Raw genomic sequence first — 21,145 nt, forward strand, 5'->3', positions numbered from 1 at the left:
CCATGACCCCGGGGCCCGCCCGTCGTGCACGTCCGCGGGCCCGGTCACGCCGGGCCCGCGGACGCCGGGCCTCAGGACACCGAAGCGGCGTTCTCGGCGAGGACCGCCCGCAGCCGGGTGGTGCGCGACTGCGCCGGGCGCTCGGCGACGGCCTGGGCGAGCGCCGGACCCGCCGCGTGCACCACGGACAGGTGCCGCTCGGCCCGGCCGAAGGCGGTGTAGACCCACTGCCGGGTGAGCGCCGGGGCGGCGTCCTCGGGGAGCACGACCACGGCGCCCGGCCAGCGGCGGCCCAGCGCCTGGTGGGCCGTCAGTGCCCAGCCGTGCCGCAGCCGGGCGGCCTCGGCGGGCGGGACCGTCCGGCGCGAGCCGTCCGCGTACTCCAGGTGCAGGCCGGTGGCGTCGGCGTCCAGCACCCGGGCCGGGTGGGTGACGCCGGGCGCGGGGGAGTCGACCACCCGGTCGCCCGGGTCGAAGCCGCCGAACCGGCCGGGGCCGGGGTTCAGCCGCGCCTTGGCGGCCGCGTTGAGCACCCGGGTGCCGGCCGCACCGCCGTGGCCGGGGGTGAGCAGCACCACCTGCTCGGCCGGGATGCCGAGGGCGCGCGGGATGGAGTCGGTGAGCAGCTGGACGGCGCGGTGGACGGCCTCGCCCGCGTCCTTGGCGGTCAGGATGACCACCTCCTTGTCCGGCGCGTCGACCGGCTGGAGCTCGCCGATGCCGACGCCGGAGACCAGCTCGCCGATCGGACCGAAGTCCGGGGTGCGGGAGGCGACCGCCGGGCAGACCTTGGCGGCCAGCAGGTCGGCGAAGATGCGGCCCGGTCCGGCCGACCAGAGCTGGCCCGGGTCACCGCTGAGCACCAGTCGGGTGCCGTCGGCGAGCGACTCCAGGACGGTCGCGGCCAGTTCCAGGTCCAGCAGCGGTGCGTCCAGGACGACCAGCAGGTCCAGGGCGAGCATGCCGTCCGGGGTGCGGCCGGGGCCGCCGGCGCCGGAGAGCAGGTCGGCGAGGGTGGTGACCACGGGGGTCCCGGCCTGGGCCTCGGCCCCGGCCCCGGCCGCGTGGAGCGCGGCGAAGGAGTCCCGGCCCTGGTCGGTCCAGGCGGCGGCCCAGGCCCGCAGCCCGAGGCCGCGGGCGGCGGCGATCAGTGCGGCGGGTTCGGCGCGGGACGCCTCGCCGCCGGTGTGCAGCACCAGGGCGCCGTCGGCGACGGCGCGGATCAGGGCGGTCGCCGAGGAGGAGGACGCGGCCGCGGCGGCGGCCTCCCAGGCGGTCGGCCCGGGGGCGGCGGGGGCACCGACGGCCTCACCCGGCTCACCCGGGCCTTCGGCCTCCGCGCTGTCGCCCTCCTGCTCTCCGGCGTCCTGCTCCTCGGCCCCGGGGGCGGCGTCCGACGGGACGGCCTCCTGCTCGGGCCCGGCAGCGGCAGCCTCCTCGGCGTCCGCCTCGCCGACGTCCTCGCCCGGGACGAAGGTGGCCATCAGCTTGACGAGTTCCTCGGCGAGGGTGTCCTCCGCCATCGCCAGCCGCTCCAGTGCGAGCAGCGTCCGAGTCGGCGGCTCGTCGTCGTCCTCGCCCCCGGCCGCGTGCGCCTCGGGGCCGGTCAGCTCCTCCTGGGAGGGCAGCACCCGCCCGTCCTCGACGGCGGACTGGATCGCGGCCGCCGGGTCGGGCATCCGGAGCCGTTCCAGCCCGGCGGCCACCTCGGCCAGGTCCAGGGCCGAGTGTCCGCGCAGCACCGCCTGTTCCAGCAGCCACGGCACCAGCGCCCTGGCGCGGCGCGGGTCGCCGGGCCCGGCGTCGGGGCCCAGCAGCCCGCGGGCGAAGCCGTCCGCCTGCTCGGGGCGGACGCCGGGCAGACCCAGCACCGCCCACGGGTCCGTGCGCAGCCGCTCGGCCGCGCCCTCGCCGAACTCGGCCACGGCGGCCGGAGCCAGGTCGGCCGGGGCGCCGCCGGCGGTGAGCACCGCGGCTGTCGCCCGGAGCGCGTCGTCGGGCTGCTCGTCGGGCGCCCCGGTGGTCGCCGCGGTCGCGGCCGCCGCAACCGTCGGCCCGGAAGGCCCGGAAGGCCCGGAAGGCCCGGAAGGCCCGGAAGGCCCGGACGGCGCGACCGGCGAGGCGGCGGCCGGAGCCGCGGCCTGCTCGGCCTGCTCGCCCGGTTCCGCCGGTTCCGCCGTTCGCTGCGCCGGAGCGGCAGCGCTGCCGCGCGGACCCGGGCCCTCGGGCCTGGCCCCTCCCAGCCCCTGCGGCCTGGTGCTGAGCATGTCCTTCCGCAGCTGCGCGACCCTGGCCGCCTTCTCCTCCGGAGTCAGCTGAGCCCCGCCGGTCCCCTCCGGAGCGCCGTTGCCCGTGTCACTCATCGTCGTCCGCTCCAAAGGTCACTCCACTGCACGTTCCGCTCGACGATCCGGCCCGGGCCTCACAGCTCGGTCCACCCCTGGTCCGGGTAGCGGTGCACCGGGGACGAGACGTCGTCCAGCGCGCCGCGGATCTCACCCGGAAGCGTAAGCTCCTCCACCGACAACGCCGCCTGCAGCTGTGCCACCGTCCGCGCGCCGACCAGGGCGCTCGCCACCCCGGGCCGGTCCCGGACCCAGGCCAGCGCGACCGCCAGCGGGCTGCTGGCGAGGCCGTCGGCGGCGGTGGCGAGGGCGTCCACGATCCGTCGCGAGCGCTCCCCGAGGTACGGCTGGACGAAGCCGGCCAGGTACGGGGAGGCACCGCGCGAGTCCGGCGGGACGCCGTGCCGGTACTTCCCGGTGAGCACCCCGCGGCCGAGCGGGGAGCCGGCCAGCACCCCGATCCCGGCGTCCAGCGCGGCGGGCAGCGCCTCCCGCTCGATCCCGCGCTGGAGCAGCGAGTACTCCAGCTGCGCGCCGGCCGGCGGCACCCGCCCGTGGTGGGCGCGCTGCCAGGTGGCGGCCTTGGCGAGCTGCCAGCCGCTGAAGTCGCAGACCCCGACGTAGCGGGCGCGCCCGGAGGACACGGCGATGTCGAGGGCGCTGAGCGTCTCCTCGACCGGGGTCGTCGGGTCGAAGGAGTGCACCTGCCAGAGGTCGACGTAGTCGGTGCCGAGGCGGCGCAGCGAGGCGTCCAGGGCGGAGAGCAGGTGGCCGCGCGAGCAGTCGAAGCGGCGGGCGGACTCGGGGACGCTGCCGGCCTTGGTGGCGATGACGAGTTCGGAGCGGGGGATCAGGTTGTCGGTGAGCCGGGACAGCAGGTACTCGGCGCCGCCGTCGGCGTACACGTCGGCCGTGTCGACCAGGTTGCCGCCGGCGTCCACGAACGCCTTGAGCTGCTCGGCGGCCTCGTGTTCGTCGGTGTCGCGGCCCCAGGTCATGGTGCCGAGGCCGAGCCGGGAGACCTGCAGGCCGGTACGGCCCAGGTGACGCTGTTCCATCGGACGGGCCCTCCACTGGCCGGTGGCCCCGGGTGCCCCGGCAGCCCTGTGAACGCGCAGGTGGGGCAGAGCGCTCCCCACGTCGGCCGAGCGTAGCGGCCGGTGTGCGGACAGGTGCGGAGACCCGCAGAACGATCATCGCCGGGGGTGCCGCTCGCCCGCGCGCCCGCGGGGTGGGGGCGACCGTGTGACCCGGCCCACCACTACCCGTCAGTAGCATGTCGGGCGCGGGCGCGGTTACCCTCGGCCCGACCCAACCCACTGGAAGGTGCGGCAGATGCGACTCGGTATCAACCTCGGCTACTGGGGACTCGGCATGGACGCCGACAACATCGCCGTGGCCCAGGAGGCGGACCGGCTCGGCTACGCGGTCTGCTGGGCGGCGGAGGCGTACGGCTCGGACGCCGCGACGGTGCTCAGCTACGTCGCCGCGAAGACGGAGCGGATCGACGTCGGCTCGGCCATCTTCCAGATCCCGGCCCGCACGCCGGCGATGACCGCGATGACCGCCGCGACCCTGGACACCCTGTCGGGCGGCCGGTTCCGGCTCGGCCTCGGCGTCTCCGGCCCGCAGGTGTCCGAGGGCTGGTACGGCGTGAAGTTCGACAAGCCGCTGGCCCGCACCCGTGAGTACGTGGAGATCATCCGCAAGGCGATGTCCCGCGAGCGCCTGGTCCACGAGGGCGCGCACTGGACGCTGCCGCTGCCCGGCGGCCCGGGCAAGCCGATCAAACTTACCGTGCACCCGGTGCGCGAGCAGATCCCGCTGTACATCGCCGCGATCGGCCCCAAGAACCTGGAGCTGACCGGGGAGATCGCCGACGGCTGGCTCGGCATCTTCTTCTCGCCCGAGCACGCCGCGATGTCCCTCGACCCGCTGACCGCCGGTCGCGCCAAGGCCGGGAGGACGCTGGACGGCTTCGACCTCTGCCCGACCGTGAACCTCGCGGTCGGCGAGGACATCAAGGCCGGGGTCGACGCCCTGCGCTCGTACGCCGCGCTCTACATCGGCGGCATGGGCAGCAAGGAGAAGAACTTCTACAACCAGCTGACCCGGCGGATGGGCTACGAGCAGGCCGCCGACGAGATCCAGGAGAAGTACCTGGCCAGGGACTACGCGGGGGCCGCGGCCGCCGTTCCGCACGACCTGATCGACGCCACCTCGCTGATCGGCGACACCGCCCGGATCGCCGACCGGATGCAGGCCTACGCCGACGCGGGCGTCACCACGCTCACCCTGGCCCCCTCCGGGTTCACCCTGGACGAGCGGATCCTGGCGCTGCGCACGGGTGTCGAGGCGCTGGAGCGGGCCGGGCTGGCGTAGCGCCGGACCGGCGGCGCGGACCGGGGGTCGGCGGCACTACAGCCAGTCGTGCCGCTTGAACACCCGGTGCAGGACCACGCAGACCGCGGCCATCAGCACCAGCACCGCCGGGTACCCCCAGGGCTGGTGGAGTTCGGGCATGTCGTCGAAGTTCATCCCGTAGATGCCGGCGATCATCGTCGGCACGGCGGCCAGCGCCGCCCAGGCCGAGATCTTCCGCATGTCGTTGTTCTGCTGCACGCTGACCTGCGCCAGGTTCGCGTTGAGGATGTCGGACAGCAGCCGGTCCATGCCGTCCACCTGGTCGTTCACCCGGGCCAGGTGGTCGGCGACGTCCCGCAGGTAGGGCGCGGTCTCGGGGCGGACGAAGCGGGTACCCTGCTCCAGCGTCAGCATCGGTTCCAGCAGCGGGCCGGTGGCGCGGCGTACGGCCATCACCTGGCGCTTGTAGCCGTAGATCCGCCCGGCGGTGTCGCGGCCGACCCGGCCGGGGGTGAAGATGTCGGACTCCAGCTCGTCCAGGTCGGTCTGCAGTGCGGTGGTGACCTCCATGTAGCCGTCCACGATGGTGTCGGCGACCGAGTGCAGCACCGAGCTGGGGCCGTAGCGCAGCAGTTCGGGTTCCTGTTCCAGCAGGGCCCGCAGGTCGCCGAGCGGGCTGTCCTGGCCGTGCCGGACGGTCATCACGAAGTCGGGGCCGAGGAAGACCATCACCTCGCCGACCGTGGTGACGTGCGCGCCGGGGGCGTAGCCGAGGGTCTTGAGGGCGATGAACAGCGAGCCCTGGTAGGCCTCGACCTTGGGGCGCTGGTGGGCGCGGACGGCGTCCTCGACGGCGAGCGGGTGCAGCCCGAACTCCTCGCCGACGTGGTCGAGTTCCTCGGCGGTCGGCTCGAAGAGGCCTATCCAGACGAAGCCGTCCGGACCGGCCGCGCGGGCGGCGGCGAGCGCGCCGGCCAAGTCGTCGGGGGCCTCGATCCGGCGGCCGTCGCAGTAGGCGGCGCATTGGACGATCATGCGTGCCATTGTCACCCGGCCGCGGCCGGGCGAAACGGACCCGGGGTGGAACGGTTCGCCGGGAGGAGCGCCGACTCCGGGTCGGAGCGGGCCCGGAGCGCCCGGAGCGCCGGGCGCGGGACCGCCCGGTCAACCGACGGCGACCGGACGGCGACCGGCCTCCACGGCCGGGCCCGGAGGCCTTAGGCTAGGCCCCATGCCCACCCTGCTGCTCGTCCGTCACGGCCGCTCCACCGCGAACACCGCCGGGATCCTGGCCGGTTGGACCCCCGGCGTCGACCTCGACGACACCGGGCGGGCGCAGGCCGCCGCGCTGGCCGACCGGTTGGCCGGCGTCCCGCTGGCGCGGGCCGTCAGCAGTCCGCTGGAGCGCTGTCGGCAGACGCTGGCGCCGCTGCTGGCCGCCCGGCCCGAGTTGGGCGGGCCGGCCGAGGACGACCGACTGGGGGAGTGCCACTACGGCGAGTGGACCGGCCGGCCGCTGGCCGAGCTGGCCAAGGAGCCGCTCTGGCGCACCGTCCAGGACCACGCCGCCGCGGCGGCGTTCCCCGGCGGCGAGTCACTGCGCGAACTGAGCCACCGCACGGTGAGCGCGGTGCGCGAGTGGAACGGGAAGATCGCCGCCGAGCACGGCGAGGACGCGGTCTGGATCGCCTGCTCGCACGGTGACGTGATCAAGGCGGTGGTGGCCGACGCGCTGGGCCTGCACCTGGACCACTTCCAGCGGATCAGCGTCGAGCCCTGCTCGGTCACCGCGATCCGCTACACCCCGCAGCGGCCCTTCGTGCTGAGAATGGGCGACACCGGTGACCTCGCCTCGCTGGCGCCGAGGAGCGGCCCGGCCCCGGCCGCCCCGGTCGGTGACGCGGTGGTCGGCGGCACCGCCTGAGGGGCGCCGTCCGAGCGGTACCGCCCGCGACCCCCGAGGCGCGAGCCCGTGGCGCCGGCTGCGGCGCAAGCCCGCGACACCCGTCCGGGCGGCACCGCCCGCGCCGCGGTGTGCCACCCGCCCGCGGCCGTCGGCTCGGCTCCCCGGCCGGAGCCCGAAGGTCGTAGGGTGACTAACGAGTCCGAACACCCGCGATCCCCCACGGCGGATCCGCGCCGACCGACACGATCCGGAGCGAGAGCGTGACCCGTCAGGTCTTCTTCTACGACCAGCCCGAGCGGTTCGTGGCCGGCACCGTCGGCCAGCCCGGTGCCAGGGCGTTCTACCTGCAGGCCAGTGCCCGGGGCCGGATCACCAGCGTGCTGCTGGAGAAGACCCAGGTCGCGGCGCTCGCCGAGCGCATCGAGGAGGTCCTGGACGAGGCGCTGCGGCGCAGCGGCGGCGACGCCTCCATCCCGGCCGCCGCCCCGAAGGACCTGCTCGACACCGCCCCGCTGGACCTGCCGCTGGAGCAGGAGTTCCGGGTCGGCACGATGGCCCTGGCCTGGGACAGCGTGGACGGCTGCCTGGTGGTCGAGGCGCAGGCGCTGGTCGAGGAGGAGGAAGAGGAGGAGGCCGCCGCCGCGGTCTTCACCGACGACGACGCCGGCCCGGACATGCTGCGGGTGCGCCTGTCCGGCGCGATGGCACGGGTGTTCGCCCGGCGCGCGCTGGACCTGGTCGCGGCGGGCCGCAAGCCCTGCCCGTTCTGCAACCTGCCGCTCGACCCGGAGGGCCACCTGTGCCCGCGCGCGAACGGCTACCGGCGCTGAACACCGAGACGCCGCCGCAGGCCGATCCGGCGGCCGCCGCCGCGCTGGCCGCCGATGTGCCCACCGCCCTCGCGCTGCTGCGCCAGGGCGAACTGACCGTGCACGGTCGGCTGACCGAGGCCTCCAACGCCGCGCTGTACTGCACGGTCGCGCACGGATCGCTGAGCGCGCAGTGCGTCTACAAACCGGTGGCCGGGGAGCGTCCGCTCTGGGACTTCCCGGACGGCACGCTGGCCGGCCGCGAGGTCGCCGCGTACGAGCTGTCCGCGGCGACCGGCTGGGCGCTGATCCCGCCCACCGTGCTGCGGGACGGCCCGCACGGGCCGGGCATGGTGCAGCTGTGGGTCGAGCCCGACCCGGGGGCCGATCCGCTGCTCGCGCTGCAGGACCCGCGCGGCCCGGAGGCGGGCTGGCTGCCGATCGTCCGGGCCGAGGTCGAGGGCGGGCGCACCGCGCTGCTGGTGCACCACGACGACCGGCGGCTGCGCCGGCTCGCCGTGCTGGACGCGGTGCTCAACAACGCCGACCGCAAGGGCGGTCACCTGATCCCGGCCGCCGACGGCCGGGTGTACGGCATCGACCACGGCGTCACCTTCAACACCGAGGGCAAGTTGCGCACCCTGCTCTGGGGCTGGGCGGGGGATCCGCTGCCGGCCGAGGCGCTGGAGGTGCTGGCCGGGCTCGCGGGGCAGTTGGACGGCGAGCTCGCCGAGCGCCTCGCCCCGCACCTGACGGAGGCGGAGCTGGACGCGACCAGAGCCCGGGTGGCCGAACTGCGTGGCTCCGGCCGCCATCCGCTGCCCTCCGAGGACTGGCCCGCGATTCCCTGGCCGCCGGTCTAGACCGCACTCGCTGATGGTCTGGACCTTTCGCCGGAATCGGTCGCACACTGCTCCGATGGACGCGCGACGGACCACCCCCACCCCCCGAACCGCACCGGACCTGCCGTTGCACCGCCTGCAGGTCCCGCTGCCCCAGCTGCTGCCCTTCGCGATCGGCAGTTTCGACGCGATCGGCCCGCTCTCCCGGGCCGGTTTCCCCCACCGGCACTCGTTCCACGAGATCGTCCACGTCACCGGCGGCCGCGGCGCCCACGTCCTGGACCTCGTCCACCGGCCGCTGGCGCCGCCGCAGTTGTGCGTGATCACCCCCGGTCAGGTGCACTACTGGGCGGAGACCGAGGAACTCACCGGCCGGGTCGTCCTGTTCAACGAGGACTTCCTGCTCGGCCACCCGCAGGACCTGGCCGCCTTGCGGGCCCTGGCCACCCGCCCGGCCCTCGCGCTCGGCGGACAGGCCGACGCGATCGCCGCCCTGTTCGCCGACATGGAGCACGAGTTCCTGACCAGGGCGCCCGGCTACCAGGGCGTGCTGCGGGCGAGCCTGCACATCCTGATCGTCCGGGCGCTGCGCGCCTGCGCCCCGCACGGTGCCCCCGCGGTGCCCAGTCGGCCGGCCGAGGTGGCCGCCGCCTTCACCCGGCTGATCGCCAGGCCTGGCGGGGTGCGGCACTCGGTGGCCTCCACGGCCCAGGAGCTCGGCGTCTCCCCGGGGCACCTGCAGACCCTGGTCAAGCAGGCGACCGGCCGCACCCCGGGCGGGCTGATCCGCCGCCAGCAGACCCTGGAGGCCAAACGGCTGCTCGCCTGCACGGATCTGACGATTCGTCAGGTGGCGAAGGAGGCGGGCTTCGTGGATCCGGCGTACTTCTGTCGCTTCTTCCGGCGGGAGACCGGGATGACGCCGGGGGAGTTCCGGGCCCGGGTCGACGGAAATCACCACGATCCCCGGATCATGTCCATCGCGGTCGCGCCGGACGGTCCGTAGTTTTGCTGCTGGCCACCGGTGGCCGGTCCGGCGCGCGCGGACGGGCGGCCGGTCCGGCCCTTGTCATGCCCCCACCATGGCAAGGGCCACCCCCACCCCCCGCCTCACGAGAAGGAGACGGCGCATGCCCGAGCCCGACGGCATGATCAGCCGCAAGACCGTACTGAAAGCCGCCGCCGCGCTCGGGGCCGCCCCGCTGCTGGTCGGCGGCGGGGTTGCACTGGCCCGAGAGCAGGCCGGCGCCGGCCGGACCCCGGACCTCACGCCCGAGTGCCACGACGGCGACGCCCCCACGATCGAGCAGACCGAGGGCCCCTACTTCAAGCCCGACTCCCCGCTGCGCAGCTCCATGGTCAACGACGGCCCCGGTACCCGGCTGGTCGTCAGCGGCTACGTCTTCGGCCTCGCCTGCCGGCCGGTCCCCGGCGTGCTGCTGGACTTCTGGCAGGCCGACGACAACGGGACCTACGACAACTCCGGCTACACCTTCCGCGGCCACCAGTTCAGCGACGCCAACGGCGCGTTCAAGCTGGACACCATCGTGCCCGGGCTCTACCCCGGCCGCACCCGGCACATCCACGTGAAGCTCCAGGCGCCCGGCCGCCAGGTCGTCACCACCCAGCTGTACTTCCCGGGCGAGCCCCGCAACAGCACCGACACCATCTACGACGCCCGGCTGCTGATGAACGTCCGGCAGAACGGCAACGTCCGCGAGGGCAGCTACGACTTCGTGCTGAACGTGCCGCAGACCCCCGGCACGCCGAGCCCGACGCCCACCACCACCCCCACCGGGACGCCCACCACGCCACCGAGCGGCACCTGGGCCCCGGGCGCCTCCTACCGCGCGGGCGACCGCGTCACCTTCTCCGGCGTCTCCTACGTCTGCCTCCAGGCGCACACCGCCATGGCCGGCTGGGAGCCGCCGAACGTGCCGGCCCTCTGGCAGCGGTCGTAGCGGCTCCGACCGCGTTCCCCGGGGAGCCGGGCGCCCGGTCGGCGGCAGGGCCGGCCGGGCGCTCACCCCTGCCCGGCTCCGGGCGGCCGGGTCCGGAACGGGGGTGTGGCTCCGCATGTGGTCGGGAAACCGTGCAATACCAGTCCGGAAGCGGTCGGGCAACGGCAGGAAGCGAATCCAGTCGATCTTGCGCACTGGTTAGGCTTTCAAATGTTCGCAAGGTTAAAGTTGTTTCCATGCATGCCTGGCCCGCCTCCGAGGTTCCCGCCCTGCCTGGTCAGGGTCTCCCCCTCCGTATCCACGACACCGCAGCGGGTACGGTCCGCGAGGTCGTGCCGCAGGACGGCACCGCCCGGATCTACGTCTGCGGCATCACCCCCTACGACGCGACCCACATGGGCCACGCCGCCACCTACAACGCGTTCGACCTGGTCCAGCGCGTCTGGAAGGACGCCGGCCACGACGTCCTGTACATCCAGAACGTGACCGACGTGGACGACCCGCTGCTGCAGCGCGCGGTCGAGACCGGCCAGGACTGGACCGCCCTGGCCGAGCGCGAGACGGCCCTGTTCCGCGAGGACATGACCGCCCTGCGCCTGCTCCCGCCGGCCCACTACATCGGTGCCGTCGAGTCGATCCCGTGGATCGTCCCGATCGTCCAGAAGCTGCTGGCCGCCGGCGCGGCCTACGAGGTGGACGGCGACATCTACTTCTCGGTCGACGCCGACCCGCACTTCGGCGAGGTCTCCGGCCTCACCCGCGAGGCCATGCGCCCGGTCTTCGCCGAGCGCGGCGGCGACCCGGACCGCCCCGGCAAGCGCAACCCGCTGGACGCCCTGCTCTGGCTGGCCGCCCGCCCGGGCGAGCCCGCCTGGGACACCGAGCTCGGCCACGGCCGCCCCGGCTGGCACATCGAGTGCGTCGCCATCGCGCTGCAGTACCTCGGCATGTCCTTCGACATCCAGGGCGGCGGCAGCGACCTCTCCTTCCCGCACCACGAGATGGGCGCCGCGCACGCCCAGGTCGCCACCGGCACCCACCCGTACGCCAAGGCGTACGTGCACGCCGGCATGGTCGCCCTGGACGGCCACAAGATGTCCAAGTCGCGCGGCAACCTGGTCTTCGTCTCGGCGCTGCGCCGCGAGGGCGTCGACCCGGCGGCGATCCGCCTGGCGCTGCTCTCGCACCACTACCGCGCGGACTGGGAGTGGACCAAGGACGTCCTGGACGAGGCCGTCGAGCGCCTCGCCCGCTGGCGCGCCGCGGTCTCCCGGCCCGACGGCCCGTCGGCCGAGCAGCTGCTCGCCGAGGTCCGCACCGCGCTCGCCGACGACCTGGACGCGCCCGCCGCGCTGGCCGCCGTCGACCGCTGGGCCGAGCGGCAGGAGGCCGAGGGCGGCACCGACATCGGCGCGCCCGGCCTGGTGAGCCGCACCGTGGACGCCCTGCTCGGCGTCGCGCTGTAGCCCGGCGCCGCACGCGCCACGGCACCACCCGCAGCACCCGCAGTACCCGCACCACAGCACCACCCGCACCACACGCCGAAGGGGCGTCAGGACCGGTCGTCCTGACGCCCCTTCGGCGGTGCGGTGCCTGCTCCCCGTCTACTCCTCCTCGGAGCCGTCCTGGCTCTCCCGGGCCGGGCCCGGCGCCTCCGGCTCGACCGGACGCTCCGCCGTGGCGTGCCCGGACACCGGCTTCTCGCCGGTCGGCCCGACGTTCTCCCGGCGGCGCAGGTAGCGCTCGAACTCGCGGGCGATGGCGTCCCCGGAGGCCTCCGGCAGCTCCGCGGTGTCCTGCGCCTCCTCCAGCTGCTGGACGTACTCGGCGACCTCGGTGTCCTCGGCGGCCAGCTGGTCCACACCGAGCTGCCAGGCCCGGGCGTCCTCGCCGAGCTCGCCCGGCGGGATGCGCAGGTCCAGCAGGTCCTCCAGCTTGTTGAGCAGCGCCAGCGTGGCCTTGGGGTTCGGTGGCTGCGAGACGTAGTGCGGCACTGCCGCCCAGAGCGTCACGGCCGGGACCCCGGCATGCGTGCAGGCCTCCTGGAGCACGCCCACGATGCCGGTCGGGCCCTCGTAGCGGCTCTCCTCCAGGTCCAGCCGGCGGGCCAGGTCCGGGTCGGAGGTGACCCCGCTGACCGGGACCGGGCGGCTGTGCGGGGTGTCGCCGAGCAGCGCGCCCAGGATCACCACCAGCTCGATGCCCAGCTCGTGCGCGAAGCCCAGCAGCTCGTTGCAGAACGAGCGCCAGCGCATGCTCGGCTCGATGCCGCGCACCAGCACGACGTCCCGGGTCGTCGGCTCGGTCACCCGGATGACCGACAGCCGGGTGGTCGGCCAGGTGATCCGGCGGATGCCGCCGTCCATCCAGACCGTGGGCCGGTTGACCTGGAAGTCGTAGTAGTCCTCCGCGTCCAGGGCGGCGAACACCTTGCCGCCCCAGGTCTCGTCCAGGTGCGCCAGGGCGGAGGAGGCGGCGTCGCCCGCGTCGTTCCAGCCCTCGAAGGCGCAGACCATGACCGGGTCGATCAACTCGGGAACATCTTCCAGCTCGATCACCCAGCGTCTCCCTCCGGTCGGCGACAGGACCGGTGCCGCCCCGGCTGGGTTGCCGGGGCGCCGACGGGCCGGCTGCCGACTGTCGAACCTCTCGTCTCCCATGGAACGCCTCGCCCCATGGTCCCTACCTGCCCAGCCTACGGGCTTTGATGCGCACAGCGGCCGGGCACCGGGACAGTCTGGGGGAGCCGGCCGCCCCGATCCAGCGGATATCGGCGCCCCTTCGCCTGACGGATCGTCAGCGGAGGGTCCGGGCGCGGACCGCTGCGGACCGGTGGCGCAGCGCGACGGGCGTGCCGCGTCGGCCCGGCGGCGCGATGATGAACGGGTGGGGACCGGGCGGAAGGGGCCGACACCCATGAACCGATGGCTGTGGATCGGCGCGGGCGCGGGCGTGGCCGCGCTCGCCGGCGCCGCGCTGCTCGTGGCGGACCGGGCCGGGCGCCGGCTCCCGGTGGAGCACGTCACCGAGGGCGGACTCGAACTGGCCCAGCCGCCCGGCGCGGTCTGGGACGTGCTGACCGACATCGACCTGTACCCGGCCTGGCGCCCCGGCCTCACCCACGTCGAGCGGCTGCCCGCCGCGGCCGGCGGCCGGGTGCGCTGGCGCGAGTACGACCGGCACGGCCACACCACGTTCGAGGTGGTGGCGAGCGAGGCCCCGCACCGCCTGGTCACCGGCGTGGCCGACCCGGACCTGCCGTACGGCGGCACCTGGACGTACGTGCTCACCCCGGCCGGGCCGGGCTGCTCGCTGACGGTCACCGAGCGCGGCGAGGTCCGCCAGCCGCTGTACCGGGCCGTCTCGCACTACCTGACCGGCGAGGACGCGACGGTCCACCGCTACCTGGGCGCCCTGGCGCACCGGCTGGCCGGCTGACGGCGGCTACCGCACGTCCACCCAGCCGCGCCGGTACGCCGCCCAGTTCTCGGGCGTCGAGGCGAAGTCCACGTACAGCGCGACGCCGAAGTTCGGCCGCCGCAGGTCCTCCCGGCCCAGGCCCAGCCGGACGCCGCGGACGGCCGCGTCGACGGTCTCCGCGTCGCCCCAGTGGCCCCACTTGTCGTCCCAGTAGAACGGCAGGCCGATCAGCAGGTCCACGTCGGCCGGGGTGGCCCGCAGGGCGAGCTCGGTCTGCTGGGCGACGTAGCCGCCGTACAGCGGCTCGGTCGGCATCGAGGTGTCGTAGGTCATCACGGCGATCTGGTCGACCCGGCGGGCGGTCTCGGCGAAGTACGCCGGGTCCCACCACTTGCCGTGGCCGGTGAGCAGGATGCCGGCCGTGTGCAGGCCCGGGACGGGGTCGATCTGCGGGGCCGCGACCGAGAGGGCGGCGCCGCGGGCCGCGGTGACCGGCCGGACCTGGTCGAGCAGGGTCAGCCAGCCGGTCGAGCCGGGGCGGATCGGTTCCATGTCGAAGTGCACGCCGTCGAAGCCCTGGTCCAGCACCTGGCGGGCGGAGGCGGTGACCCGGTCCCTGGTCGGGGCGTCCTCCAGGTCCAGCGCGTCCTTCTCCGGCTTGACCTCGTCGCCCAGCCAGCCCTGCAGCCGCACGCCGGGCAGGGCCCGGTGCACGGTGTCGGTGAACCAGCGGGCGCGCGGGTGGACGGCCGGCGGCAGCGAGCCGTCGTGCTCCAGCGGGCCGGTGTGCACGTAGAGGTCGCGAATGCCGGTACCGGAAAGTTGCCGGGTGAGGGCCTCGACGTCGGCCTCGGTCTTGCGGCCGTCCACCCAGGCGTGACCGAGCCAGACCGCGTCCCGCCCCCGGGTGCGGGCCTCGGCGGCCGGTTCACCCGTGTAGTGCAGTCGGATCGAGACGAACACCGAGCCCAGCGCGGTCACGGGCACGGCCGCCGCCAGCACCAGGACCAGCAGCGCCCGGCGCCACCGGGACCACCGCCGCCAGCGCTCGCGCAGCGCCCGTAGCGGGGCCGTCACGCCCTTGCCGGTTTGCCGTACGCGGCTCCTGAAACTCGCCACGCGGTTGCTCCCCCCTTGCGGTCGAGCGCTCAGGATACGGAATGGGTCGGCGAGCCGACCCGCCGTCCGGATACGCTGGCCACGTGCTTCCCCGAGCAAGCGGGGACGCAAAGCCGACAGCCGTCGCACCAGGGAGAAGCCCCATGGCCACTGCAGCCGATCCGTCCGTCACCCAGCAGAGTCGAGCGAACGCTCTGCGTGAAGCCCTCGCCACCCGGGTGGTGGTGGCCGATGGTGCGATGGGCACCATGCTCCAGGCGCAGGATCCGACGCTGGAGGACTTCCAGAACCTCGAAGGCTGCAACGAGGTCCTCAACATCACCCGGCCCGACATCGTCCGCTCCGTCCACGAGGCCTACTTCGGCGTGGGCGTGGACTGCGTGGAGACCAACACCTTCGGCGCCAACTTCGCCGCGCTCGGCGAGTACGACATCCCCGAGCGGGTCTTCGAGCTCTCCGAGGCCGGCGCCCGGATCGCCCGCGAGGTGGCCGACGCCCACACCGCCGCCGACGGCCGCACCCGCTGGGTGCTCGGCTCGATCGGCCCCGGCACCAAGCTGCCGACCCTCGGCCACGCCCCGTACGAGGCGCTGCGTGAGGGCTTCCAGCAGAACGCGGCCGGCCTGATCGCCGGCGGCGCCGACGCGCTGCTGGTCGAGACCAGCCAGGACCTGCTGCAGACCAAGGCCGCCATCCTGGGCTCCAAGCGCGCGCTCGCCGAGGCCGGGCTGGACCTGCCGGTGCTGGTGCAGGTCACGGTGGAGACCACCGGCACCATGCTGCTCGGCTCCGAGATCGGCGCCGCGCTCACCGCGCTGGAGCCGCTCGGCGTCGACTACATCGGCCTCAACTGCGCCACCGGCCCGGCCGAGATGAGCGAGCACCTGCGCTACCTGGCCAAGAACGCCCGGATCGGCCTGTCCTGCATGCCGAACGCGGGCCTGCCGGTGCTCGGCAAGGACGGCGCCCACTACCCGCTCTCCCCGGCCGAACTGGCCGACGCGCACGACGTGTTCACCCGCGAGTACGGCCTGTCGCTGGTCGGCGGCTGCTGCGGCACCACGCCCGAGCACCTGCGCCAGGTGGTCGAGCGGGTCCAGGGCCGGCCGGTCACCGCGCGCGAGCCGCAGCCCGAGCCCTCGGCGGCCTCGCTGTACCAGGCGGTGCCGTTCCGCCAGGACACCTCCTACCTCGCGATCGGCGAGCGGACCAACGCCAACGGCTCCAAGAAGTTCCGCGAGTCGATGCTGGCCGGTGACTGGCAGGCCTGCGTGGAGATCGCCCGCGACCAGATCCGGGACGGCTCCCACCTGCTGGACCTCTGCGTGGACTACGTCGGCCGTGACGGCGTCGCCGACATGAAGGAGATCGCCGGCCGCCTGGCCACCGCCTCCACCCTGCCGATCGTGCTGGACTCCACCGAGCCGCCCGTGCTGCGGGCCGGCCTGGAGGCCCTCGGCGGCCGCGCGGTGCTCAACTCGGTCAACTACGAGGACGGCAACGCCCCGGACTCGCGCTTCGCCAGGATCGCCTCGCTGGCCCGCGAGCACGGCGCCGGCCTGATCGCGCTGACCATCGACGAGCAGGGCCAGGCCCGGACCGCCGACACCAAGGTGGAGATCGCCGAGCGGCTGATCGCCGAGCTCACCGCCGACTACGGCATCGACGAGGGCTCGATCCTGGTCGACTGCCTCACCTTCACCCTGGCCACCGGCCAGGAGGAGTCCCGCCGGGACGGCATCGAGACCATCGGGGCGATCCGCGAGCTCAAGCGCCGCCACCCGAAGGTGCAGACCACGCTCGGCCTGTCCAACATCTCCTTCGGCCTCAACCCGGCCGCCCGCGTGGTGCTCAACTCGGTCTTCCTGCACGAGTGCGTGGAGGCCGGGCTGGACTCGGCGATCGTGCACGCCTCCAAGATCCTGCCGATCTCCCGGATCCCCGAGGACCAGCGCGAGGCCGCCCTCGACCTGGTCTACGACCGCCGCCGGGACGGCTACGACCCGCTGCAGCGCCTGCTGGAGCTGTTCGAGGGCGTCTCCGCGGCCTCGGTCAAGGCCTCCAAGGCCGAGGAGCTGGCCGCGCTCCCGCTGGACGAGCGACTGCAGCGCCGGATCATCGACGGCGAGCGGAACGGCCTGGAGGCCGACCTGGACGAGGCGCTGACCGGGCGCCCCGCGCTGGAGATCATCAACGACACCCTGCTGGCCGGCATGAAGGTGGTCGGCGAGCTCTTCGGCTCCGGCCAGATGCAGCTGCCGTTCGTGCTCCAGTCCGCCGAGGTCATGAAGACCGCGGTGGCCCACCTGGAGCCGCACATGGAGAAGTCCGACAGCGAGGGCAAGGGCACGATCGTGCTGGCCACCGTCAAGGGCGACGTCCACGACATCGGCAAGAACCTGGTCGACATCATCCTGTCCAACAACGGCTACAACGTGGTCAACCTGGGCATCAAGCAGCCGGTCTCGGCGATCCTGGACGCCGCGCAGGAGCACCGGGCGGACGTCATCGGGATGTCCGGTCTGCTGGTGAAGTCCACCGTGATCATGAAGGAGAACCTGGAGGAGCTCAACCAGCGCAAGCTGGCCTCCAGCTACCCGGTGATCCTCGGCGGTGCGGCGCTCACCCGGGCCTACGTCGAGCAGGACCTGCACGAGATCTACGAGGGCGAGGTCCGCTACGCCCGGGACGCCTTCGAGGGCCTGCGGCTGATGGACGCGCTGATCGCGGTCAAGCGCGGCGTGCCCGGCGCGACCCTGCCGGAGCTCAAGCAGCGCCGGCACGCCCGGGTCGAGGTGGAGGAGCCGGAGCCGGAGGTCAACCTCGGGCAGATCCGCTCCGACGTCGCCGTCGACAACGCCGTGCCCGCCCCGCCGTTCTGGGGCGACCGGATCGTCAAGGGCATCCCGTTCGCCGACTACGCCTCCTGGCTGGACGAGGACGCGCTGTTCAAGGGGCAGTGGGGTCTGAAGGCCTCCCGCACCGGTGACGGGCCGTCCTACGAGGAGCTGGTGGAGACCGAGGGCCGGCCGCGGCTGCGGGCCTGGCTGGACCGGCTGCAGACCGAGGGCTGGCTGGAGGCCGCCGTGGTCTACGGCTACTACCCGGCCAACTCCAAGGGCGACGACCTGATCGTCTTTCACGAGGACGGCACCGAGCGCACCCGCTTCACCTTCCCGCGCCAGCGCCGCGGCCGCCGGCTCTGCCTGGCCGACTTCTTCCGCCCGGAGGAGTCCGGCGTGCGGGACGTGGTCGGCCTGCAGGTGGTCACCATGGGCAACCGGATCTCGGAGGCCGCCAACGAGCTGTTCGCCGGGAACTCCTACCGGGACTACCTGGAGCTGCACGGCCTCTCGGTGCAGCTGGCCGAGGCACTGGCCGAGTTCTGGCACGCCCGGGTCCGCTACGAGCTGGGCTTCTCCGGCGAGGACCCGCAGGACGTCAGGGACATGTTCGCGCTCAAGTACCGGGGCGCCCGCTTCTCGCTCGGCTACGGGGCCTGCCCCGAGCTGGAGGACCGCGCCAAGATCGCCGAGCTGCTGAAGCCCGAGCGGATCGGCGTGGTGCTCTCGGAGGAGTTCCAGCTGCACCCCGAGCAGTCCACCGACGCGATCGTGATCCACCACCCGGAGGCGAAGTACTTCAACGCGCGGTAACCCCTCCGTTCTGCTCCGTTCGCGCTTTCCGGACGAAGCGGGCGTATTCTGGATGATCCTGAACGGGCCGGTCCGCTCACCAGCGGGCCGGCCCGTGCCATCCCCGGGCGCCGGGGCCTGCCGGAAGGATCCCGCCATGACCACCAGCCCCACCGCCACCCGTGTCCTGGACCACGGGGACGACCGCGGCCTGCAGGCGGTGCTGCTGGACATGGACGGGACGCTGGTGGACACCGAGGACTTCTGGTGGCAGGCCGAGGTCTCGCTCTTCGCCGAGCTGGGCCACCGGCTGGACGAGGCGGACCGCACCCACGTGGTCGGCGGCCCGATGACCCGGGTGATGGACTACCTGGTCGCCCGGACCGGGGTGGACATCGCCCCGGCCGACCTGGGGGTGCTGGTCAACCAGCGCTTCGTGGACCTGCTGGCCGATGGCGTGCCGCTCATGCCGGGCGCCGAGCGCCTGCTCAACACCCTTGCCGCGCACGGGATCCCGGCCGCCATGGTGTCCGCGTCGCACCGGCACGTGATCGACATCGTGCTGCGGTCGCTGGGCGCCCACCACTTCGCCTTCACCATCGGCGGGGACGAGGTGCCGCGCACCAAGCCGTTCCCGGACCCGTACCTGGAGGCGGCCCGCCGGCTGGGTGCGGAGCCGGCCCGCTGCGTGGTGGTCGAGGACACCCCGACCGGGGTGCGCGCGGGCGAGGCGGCCGGCTGCCCGGTGATCGCGGTGCCCTCGGTCGCGGTGATCGAGCCGGCCCCCGGGCGCCTGGTGCTGCCCTCGCTGGAGCAGGTCGACCTCGACCTGCTGCGCTCGCTGGTCGCCTCGCGGGTCTGAAGGTCCGTCAGCTCGGGTGTGATTGTCATCTCATTGCGGCTCAGGCCTACCGGCCGGTAAGCGGCTCGACGGGGCTCCGACCCCGGGAGGCGGGGGGAGAAAAAGGGCATTGGCTGACATCTTGTCGGTCGGGCGGGATGCCCCGAACCGCCGTGTCCCAAACGTCACCTGCGCGGGTATCGGTCGTGCGTGTTCGATATGGCACGCTACTCGGGTTTCGTGCCACCGATAAGGACGCGCCCCGTGAAGACTTCAGGTGAACGCCTCGCCGTACTCGGCTGTGCCGGTCTGGTCGCCATGACGGTGGCCGGCTGCGGATCGGTGACCGACGCCGTCAAGGGGGACAGCGGCAAGTCCATCACCATGGGCACCGCCCAGCTGACCGGCAGGTTGGACCCGGCGACCTCGTACGACTCCGGCTCCTGGCTGGTCATGCGCAACGCCTTCCAGTCGCTGCTGACCTTCCCCGCCGCCGCCAGCACGCCCACCCCGGACGCCGCGCAGTCGTGCGAGTTCACCGGCGGCGAGGCCACCGAGTACCACTGCACCCTGCGGCCCGGGCTGAAGTTCTCGAACGGTCACCCGCTGACCGCCGAGGACGTGGTCTTCTCGATCGAGCGCACCAAGAAGATCAACGACGAGAACGGTCCGGCCTCGCTGCTCTCCTCGATCAAGTCCGTCGAGGCCAAGGGCGACGCCGAGGTGCTCTTCCACCTCACCGCGCCCGACGCCACCCTGCCGGCCAAGCTGGCCACCCCGGCCGGCGCCATCGTGGACCACCAGGTCTACCCGGCGGACAAGGCGCTGCCCAACGACAAGCTGGTCGGCTCGGGCCCGTACCGCGTGGACTCGGTCGAATCGGTGAACGGCGGCAAGCAGATCAGCAAGGTCGCGCTGTCGGCCAACGACAAGTACGCCGGCGACGCCAAGCTGCGCAACAGCAAGTTCACCGTGAAGTACTTCGACAAGGCCGACGACCTCAAGGCCGCACTCGACAAGGGCGACGTCGACCTCACCGACAACAGCCTGGAGCCGAACACCGCCGCCCAGATCCGGTCCGACCAGCAGGGCGGCAAGACCGACCTGCAGGTGACCGAGGGTGACAGCAACGACACCCGCTCGCTGGTCTTCAACACCAAGGACCCGGTCTTCGGCAACCCCGCCGTCCGCCAGGCCGCCGCGCAGCTGATGGACCGCAAGGCCCTCGCCCGCGACGTCTTCGCCCGGACCGTCCAGCCGCTGTACGCGATGGTCCCGGCCGGCGTCACCGGCCACACCACGGCCTTCTTCGACCGCTACGGCGACCAGGACGCGGCCAAGGCCAAGAAGATCCTCACCGACGCCAAGGTCCAGACCCCGGTCAAGCTCACGCTCACCTGGTCCCGTTCGCGGGCCGGCAGCAACGAGGCCGACACGCTGAAGAAGCAGCTGGAGGCCGGCGGCCTCTTCCAGGTCACCGTCCAGCAGGAGGCGGACTGGGAGGCCTACAAGAAGGGCTGGGCCGACGGCAAGTACCAGGCGTACGTCATCGGCTGGTTCGCCGACTACCCGGACCCGGACAACTACATCGCCCCGCTGCTGGTCAACGGCGGTGCCTACCACCACGGTTGGGACGACCCGCGGATCAGCGGCAGGCTGGTGCCGGACGGCCTCAAGCAGGCCGACCGCAGCGCAGCCGCGGCCGGCTACGGGCAGATCCAGCAGATCGAGGCCGAGAACGTGCCGCTGATCCCGCTGTACCAGAACAAGGCCTTCTACGCGGCCCGTTCGTACGTCACCGGCGTCGAGTCCACCGTCGACACCACCGGCTTCTTCCGCTTCTGGGAGATCAGCCGCAGCGGCAAGTAGCGCACGCACGACGGCGGCCCGTCCGCTCCTCCCG

The 21,145-nt window shown here is 73.6% G+C and carries 16 protein-coding genes; 11 read left to right on the plus strand and 5 right to left on the minus strand.

All coding sequences use genetic code 11. The features are described 5' to 3' along the window. Positions 1-71: 71 nt before the first annotated feature. Positions 72-2,363, minus strand: a complete 2,292-nt coding sequence (locus tag ACFV04_RS37275) for a helix-hairpin-helix domain-containing protein (RefSeq protein ID WP_380535380.1) — start codon at positions 2,361-2,363, stop codon at positions 72-74. Positions 2,364-2,422: 59 nt separating this feature from the next. Continuing rightward, positions 2,423-3,403, minus strand: a complete 981-nt coding sequence (locus ACFV04_RS37280) for an aldo/keto reductase (protein WP_380345268.1) — start codon at positions 3,401-3,403, stop codon at positions 2,423-2,425. Positions 3,404-3,680: 277 nt separating this feature from the next. Here ACFV04_RS37280 and ACFV04_RS37285 point away from each other — a divergent pair, with 277 nt between their 5' ends. After that, positions 3,681-4,727, plus strand: a complete 1,047-nt coding sequence (locus tag ACFV04_RS37285; RefSeq protein ID WP_380345269.1) for an LLM class F420-dependent oxidoreductase — start codon at positions 3,681-3,683, stop codon at positions 4,725-4,727. Positions 4,728-4,763: 36 nt separating this feature from the next. Here the strand turns inward: ACFV04_RS37285 and ACFV04_RS37290 are convergent, their stop codons facing one another. Beyond that, positions 4,764-5,744: a magnesium and cobalt transport protein CorA gene (locus tag ACFV04_RS37290; protein ID WP_380345270.1), complete on the minus strand. Its 981-nt coding sequence runs from the start codon at positions 5,742-5,744 to the stop codon at positions 4,764-4,766. A gap of 196 nt (positions 5,745-5,940) precedes the next feature. On the opposite strand from ACFV04_RS37290, the gene ACFV04_RS37295 reads away from it, so the two are divergent. The 6 genes from ACFV04_RS37295 to mshC all read left to right on the plus strand — a co-directional run bounded on the left by ACFV04_RS37295 (position 5,941) and on the right by mshC (position 11,693). Continuing rightward, positions 5,941-6,633: a histidine phosphatase family protein gene (locus ACFV04_RS37295; protein WP_380345272.1), complete on the plus strand. Its 693-nt coding sequence runs from the start codon at positions 5,941-5,943 to the stop codon at positions 6,631-6,633. Between the two features lie 242 nt (positions 6,634-6,875). Then, positions 6,876-7,445, plus strand: coding sequence for a DUF3090 family protein (locus ACFV04_RS37300; protein WP_380345273.1), 570 nt, complete (start codon positions 6,876-6,878; stop codon positions 7,443-7,445). 44 nt (positions 7,446-7,489) lie between these two features. After that, positions 7,490-8,287: an SCO1664 family protein gene (locus tag ACFV04_RS37305; protein WP_380345366.1), complete on the plus strand. Its 798-nt coding sequence runs from the start codon at positions 7,490-7,492 to the stop codon at positions 8,285-8,287. Between the two features lie 55 nt (positions 8,288-8,342). Continuing rightward, the gene (locus ACFV04_RS37310; protein WP_380535383.1) at positions 8,343-9,272 is read left to right on the plus strand and encodes an AraC family transcriptional regulator; all 930 of its coding nucleotides are present in this window, start codon (positions 8,343-8,345) and stop codon (positions 9,270-9,272) included. Between the two features lie 124 nt (positions 9,273-9,396). Continuing rightward, the gene (locus ACFV04_RS37315; RefSeq protein ID WP_380535385.1) at positions 9,397-10,227 is read left to right on the plus strand and encodes a carbohydrate-binding protein; all 831 of its coding nucleotides are present in this window, start codon (positions 9,397-9,399) and stop codon (positions 10,225-10,227) included. Positions 10,228-10,463: 236 nt separating this feature from the next. Further along, positions 10,464-11,693, plus strand: a complete 1,230-nt coding sequence (mshC, locus tag ACFV04_RS37320; RefSeq protein WP_360261664.1) for a cysteine--1-D-myo-inosityl 2-amino-2-deoxy-alpha-D-glucopyranoside ligase — start codon at positions 10,464-10,466, stop codon at positions 11,691-11,693. A 138-nt stretch (positions 11,694-11,831) separates the two neighbouring features. Here the strand turns inward: mshC and ACFV04_RS37325 are convergent, their stop codons facing one another. After that, the gene (locus ACFV04_RS37325; RefSeq protein WP_360261661.1) at positions 11,832-12,785 is read right to left on the minus strand and encodes a PAC2 family protein; all 954 of its coding nucleotides are present in this window, start codon (positions 12,783-12,785) and stop codon (positions 11,832-11,834) included. Between the two features lie 358 nt (positions 12,786-13,143). On the opposite strand from ACFV04_RS37325, the gene ACFV04_RS37330 reads away from it, so the two are divergent. Next, complete coding sequence (locus ACFV04_RS37330) at positions 13,144-13,665, plus strand: SRPBCC domain-containing protein (protein ID WP_380535388.1); 522 nt, start codon at positions 13,144-13,146, stop codon at positions 13,663-13,665. Positions 13,666-13,671: 6 nt separating this feature from the next. On the opposite strand, the gene ACFV04_RS37335 is transcribed toward ACFV04_RS37330, so the two are convergent. Next, entirely contained in the window at positions 13,672-14,766 is a 1,095-nt protein-coding gene (locus ACFV04_RS37335; protein ID WP_380535390.1) for a hypothetical protein, read from the minus strand. 143 nt (positions 14,767-14,909) lie between these two features. On the opposite strand from ACFV04_RS37335, the gene metH reads away from it, so the two are divergent. From metH to ACFV04_RS37350, 3 genes are all read left to right on the plus strand, one after another. Beyond that, complete coding sequence (metH, locus tag ACFV04_RS37340; protein WP_380535392.1) at positions 14,910-18,422, plus strand: methionine synthase; 3,513 nt, start codon at positions 14,910-14,912, stop codon at positions 18,420-18,422. Positions 18,423-18,558: 136 nt separating this feature from the next. Continuing rightward, complete coding sequence (locus ACFV04_RS37345) at positions 18,559-19,263, plus strand: HAD family hydrolase (protein ID WP_380345283.1); 705 nt, start codon at positions 18,559-18,561, stop codon at positions 19,261-19,263. 243 nt (positions 19,264-19,506) lie between these two features. Beyond that, positions 19,507-21,111: an ABC transporter substrate-binding protein gene (locus tag ACFV04_RS37350; protein WP_380345285.1), complete on the plus strand. Its 1,605-nt coding sequence runs from the start codon at positions 19,507-19,509 to the stop codon at positions 21,109-21,111. Positions 21,112-21,145: the final 34 nt, after the last annotated feature.

Origin of the sequence: Kitasatospora sp. NPDC059599, from assembly GCF_042735125.1 — a bacterium.
GTDB lineage: Bacteria > Actinomycetota > Actinomycetes > Streptomycetales > Streptomycetaceae > Kitasatospora.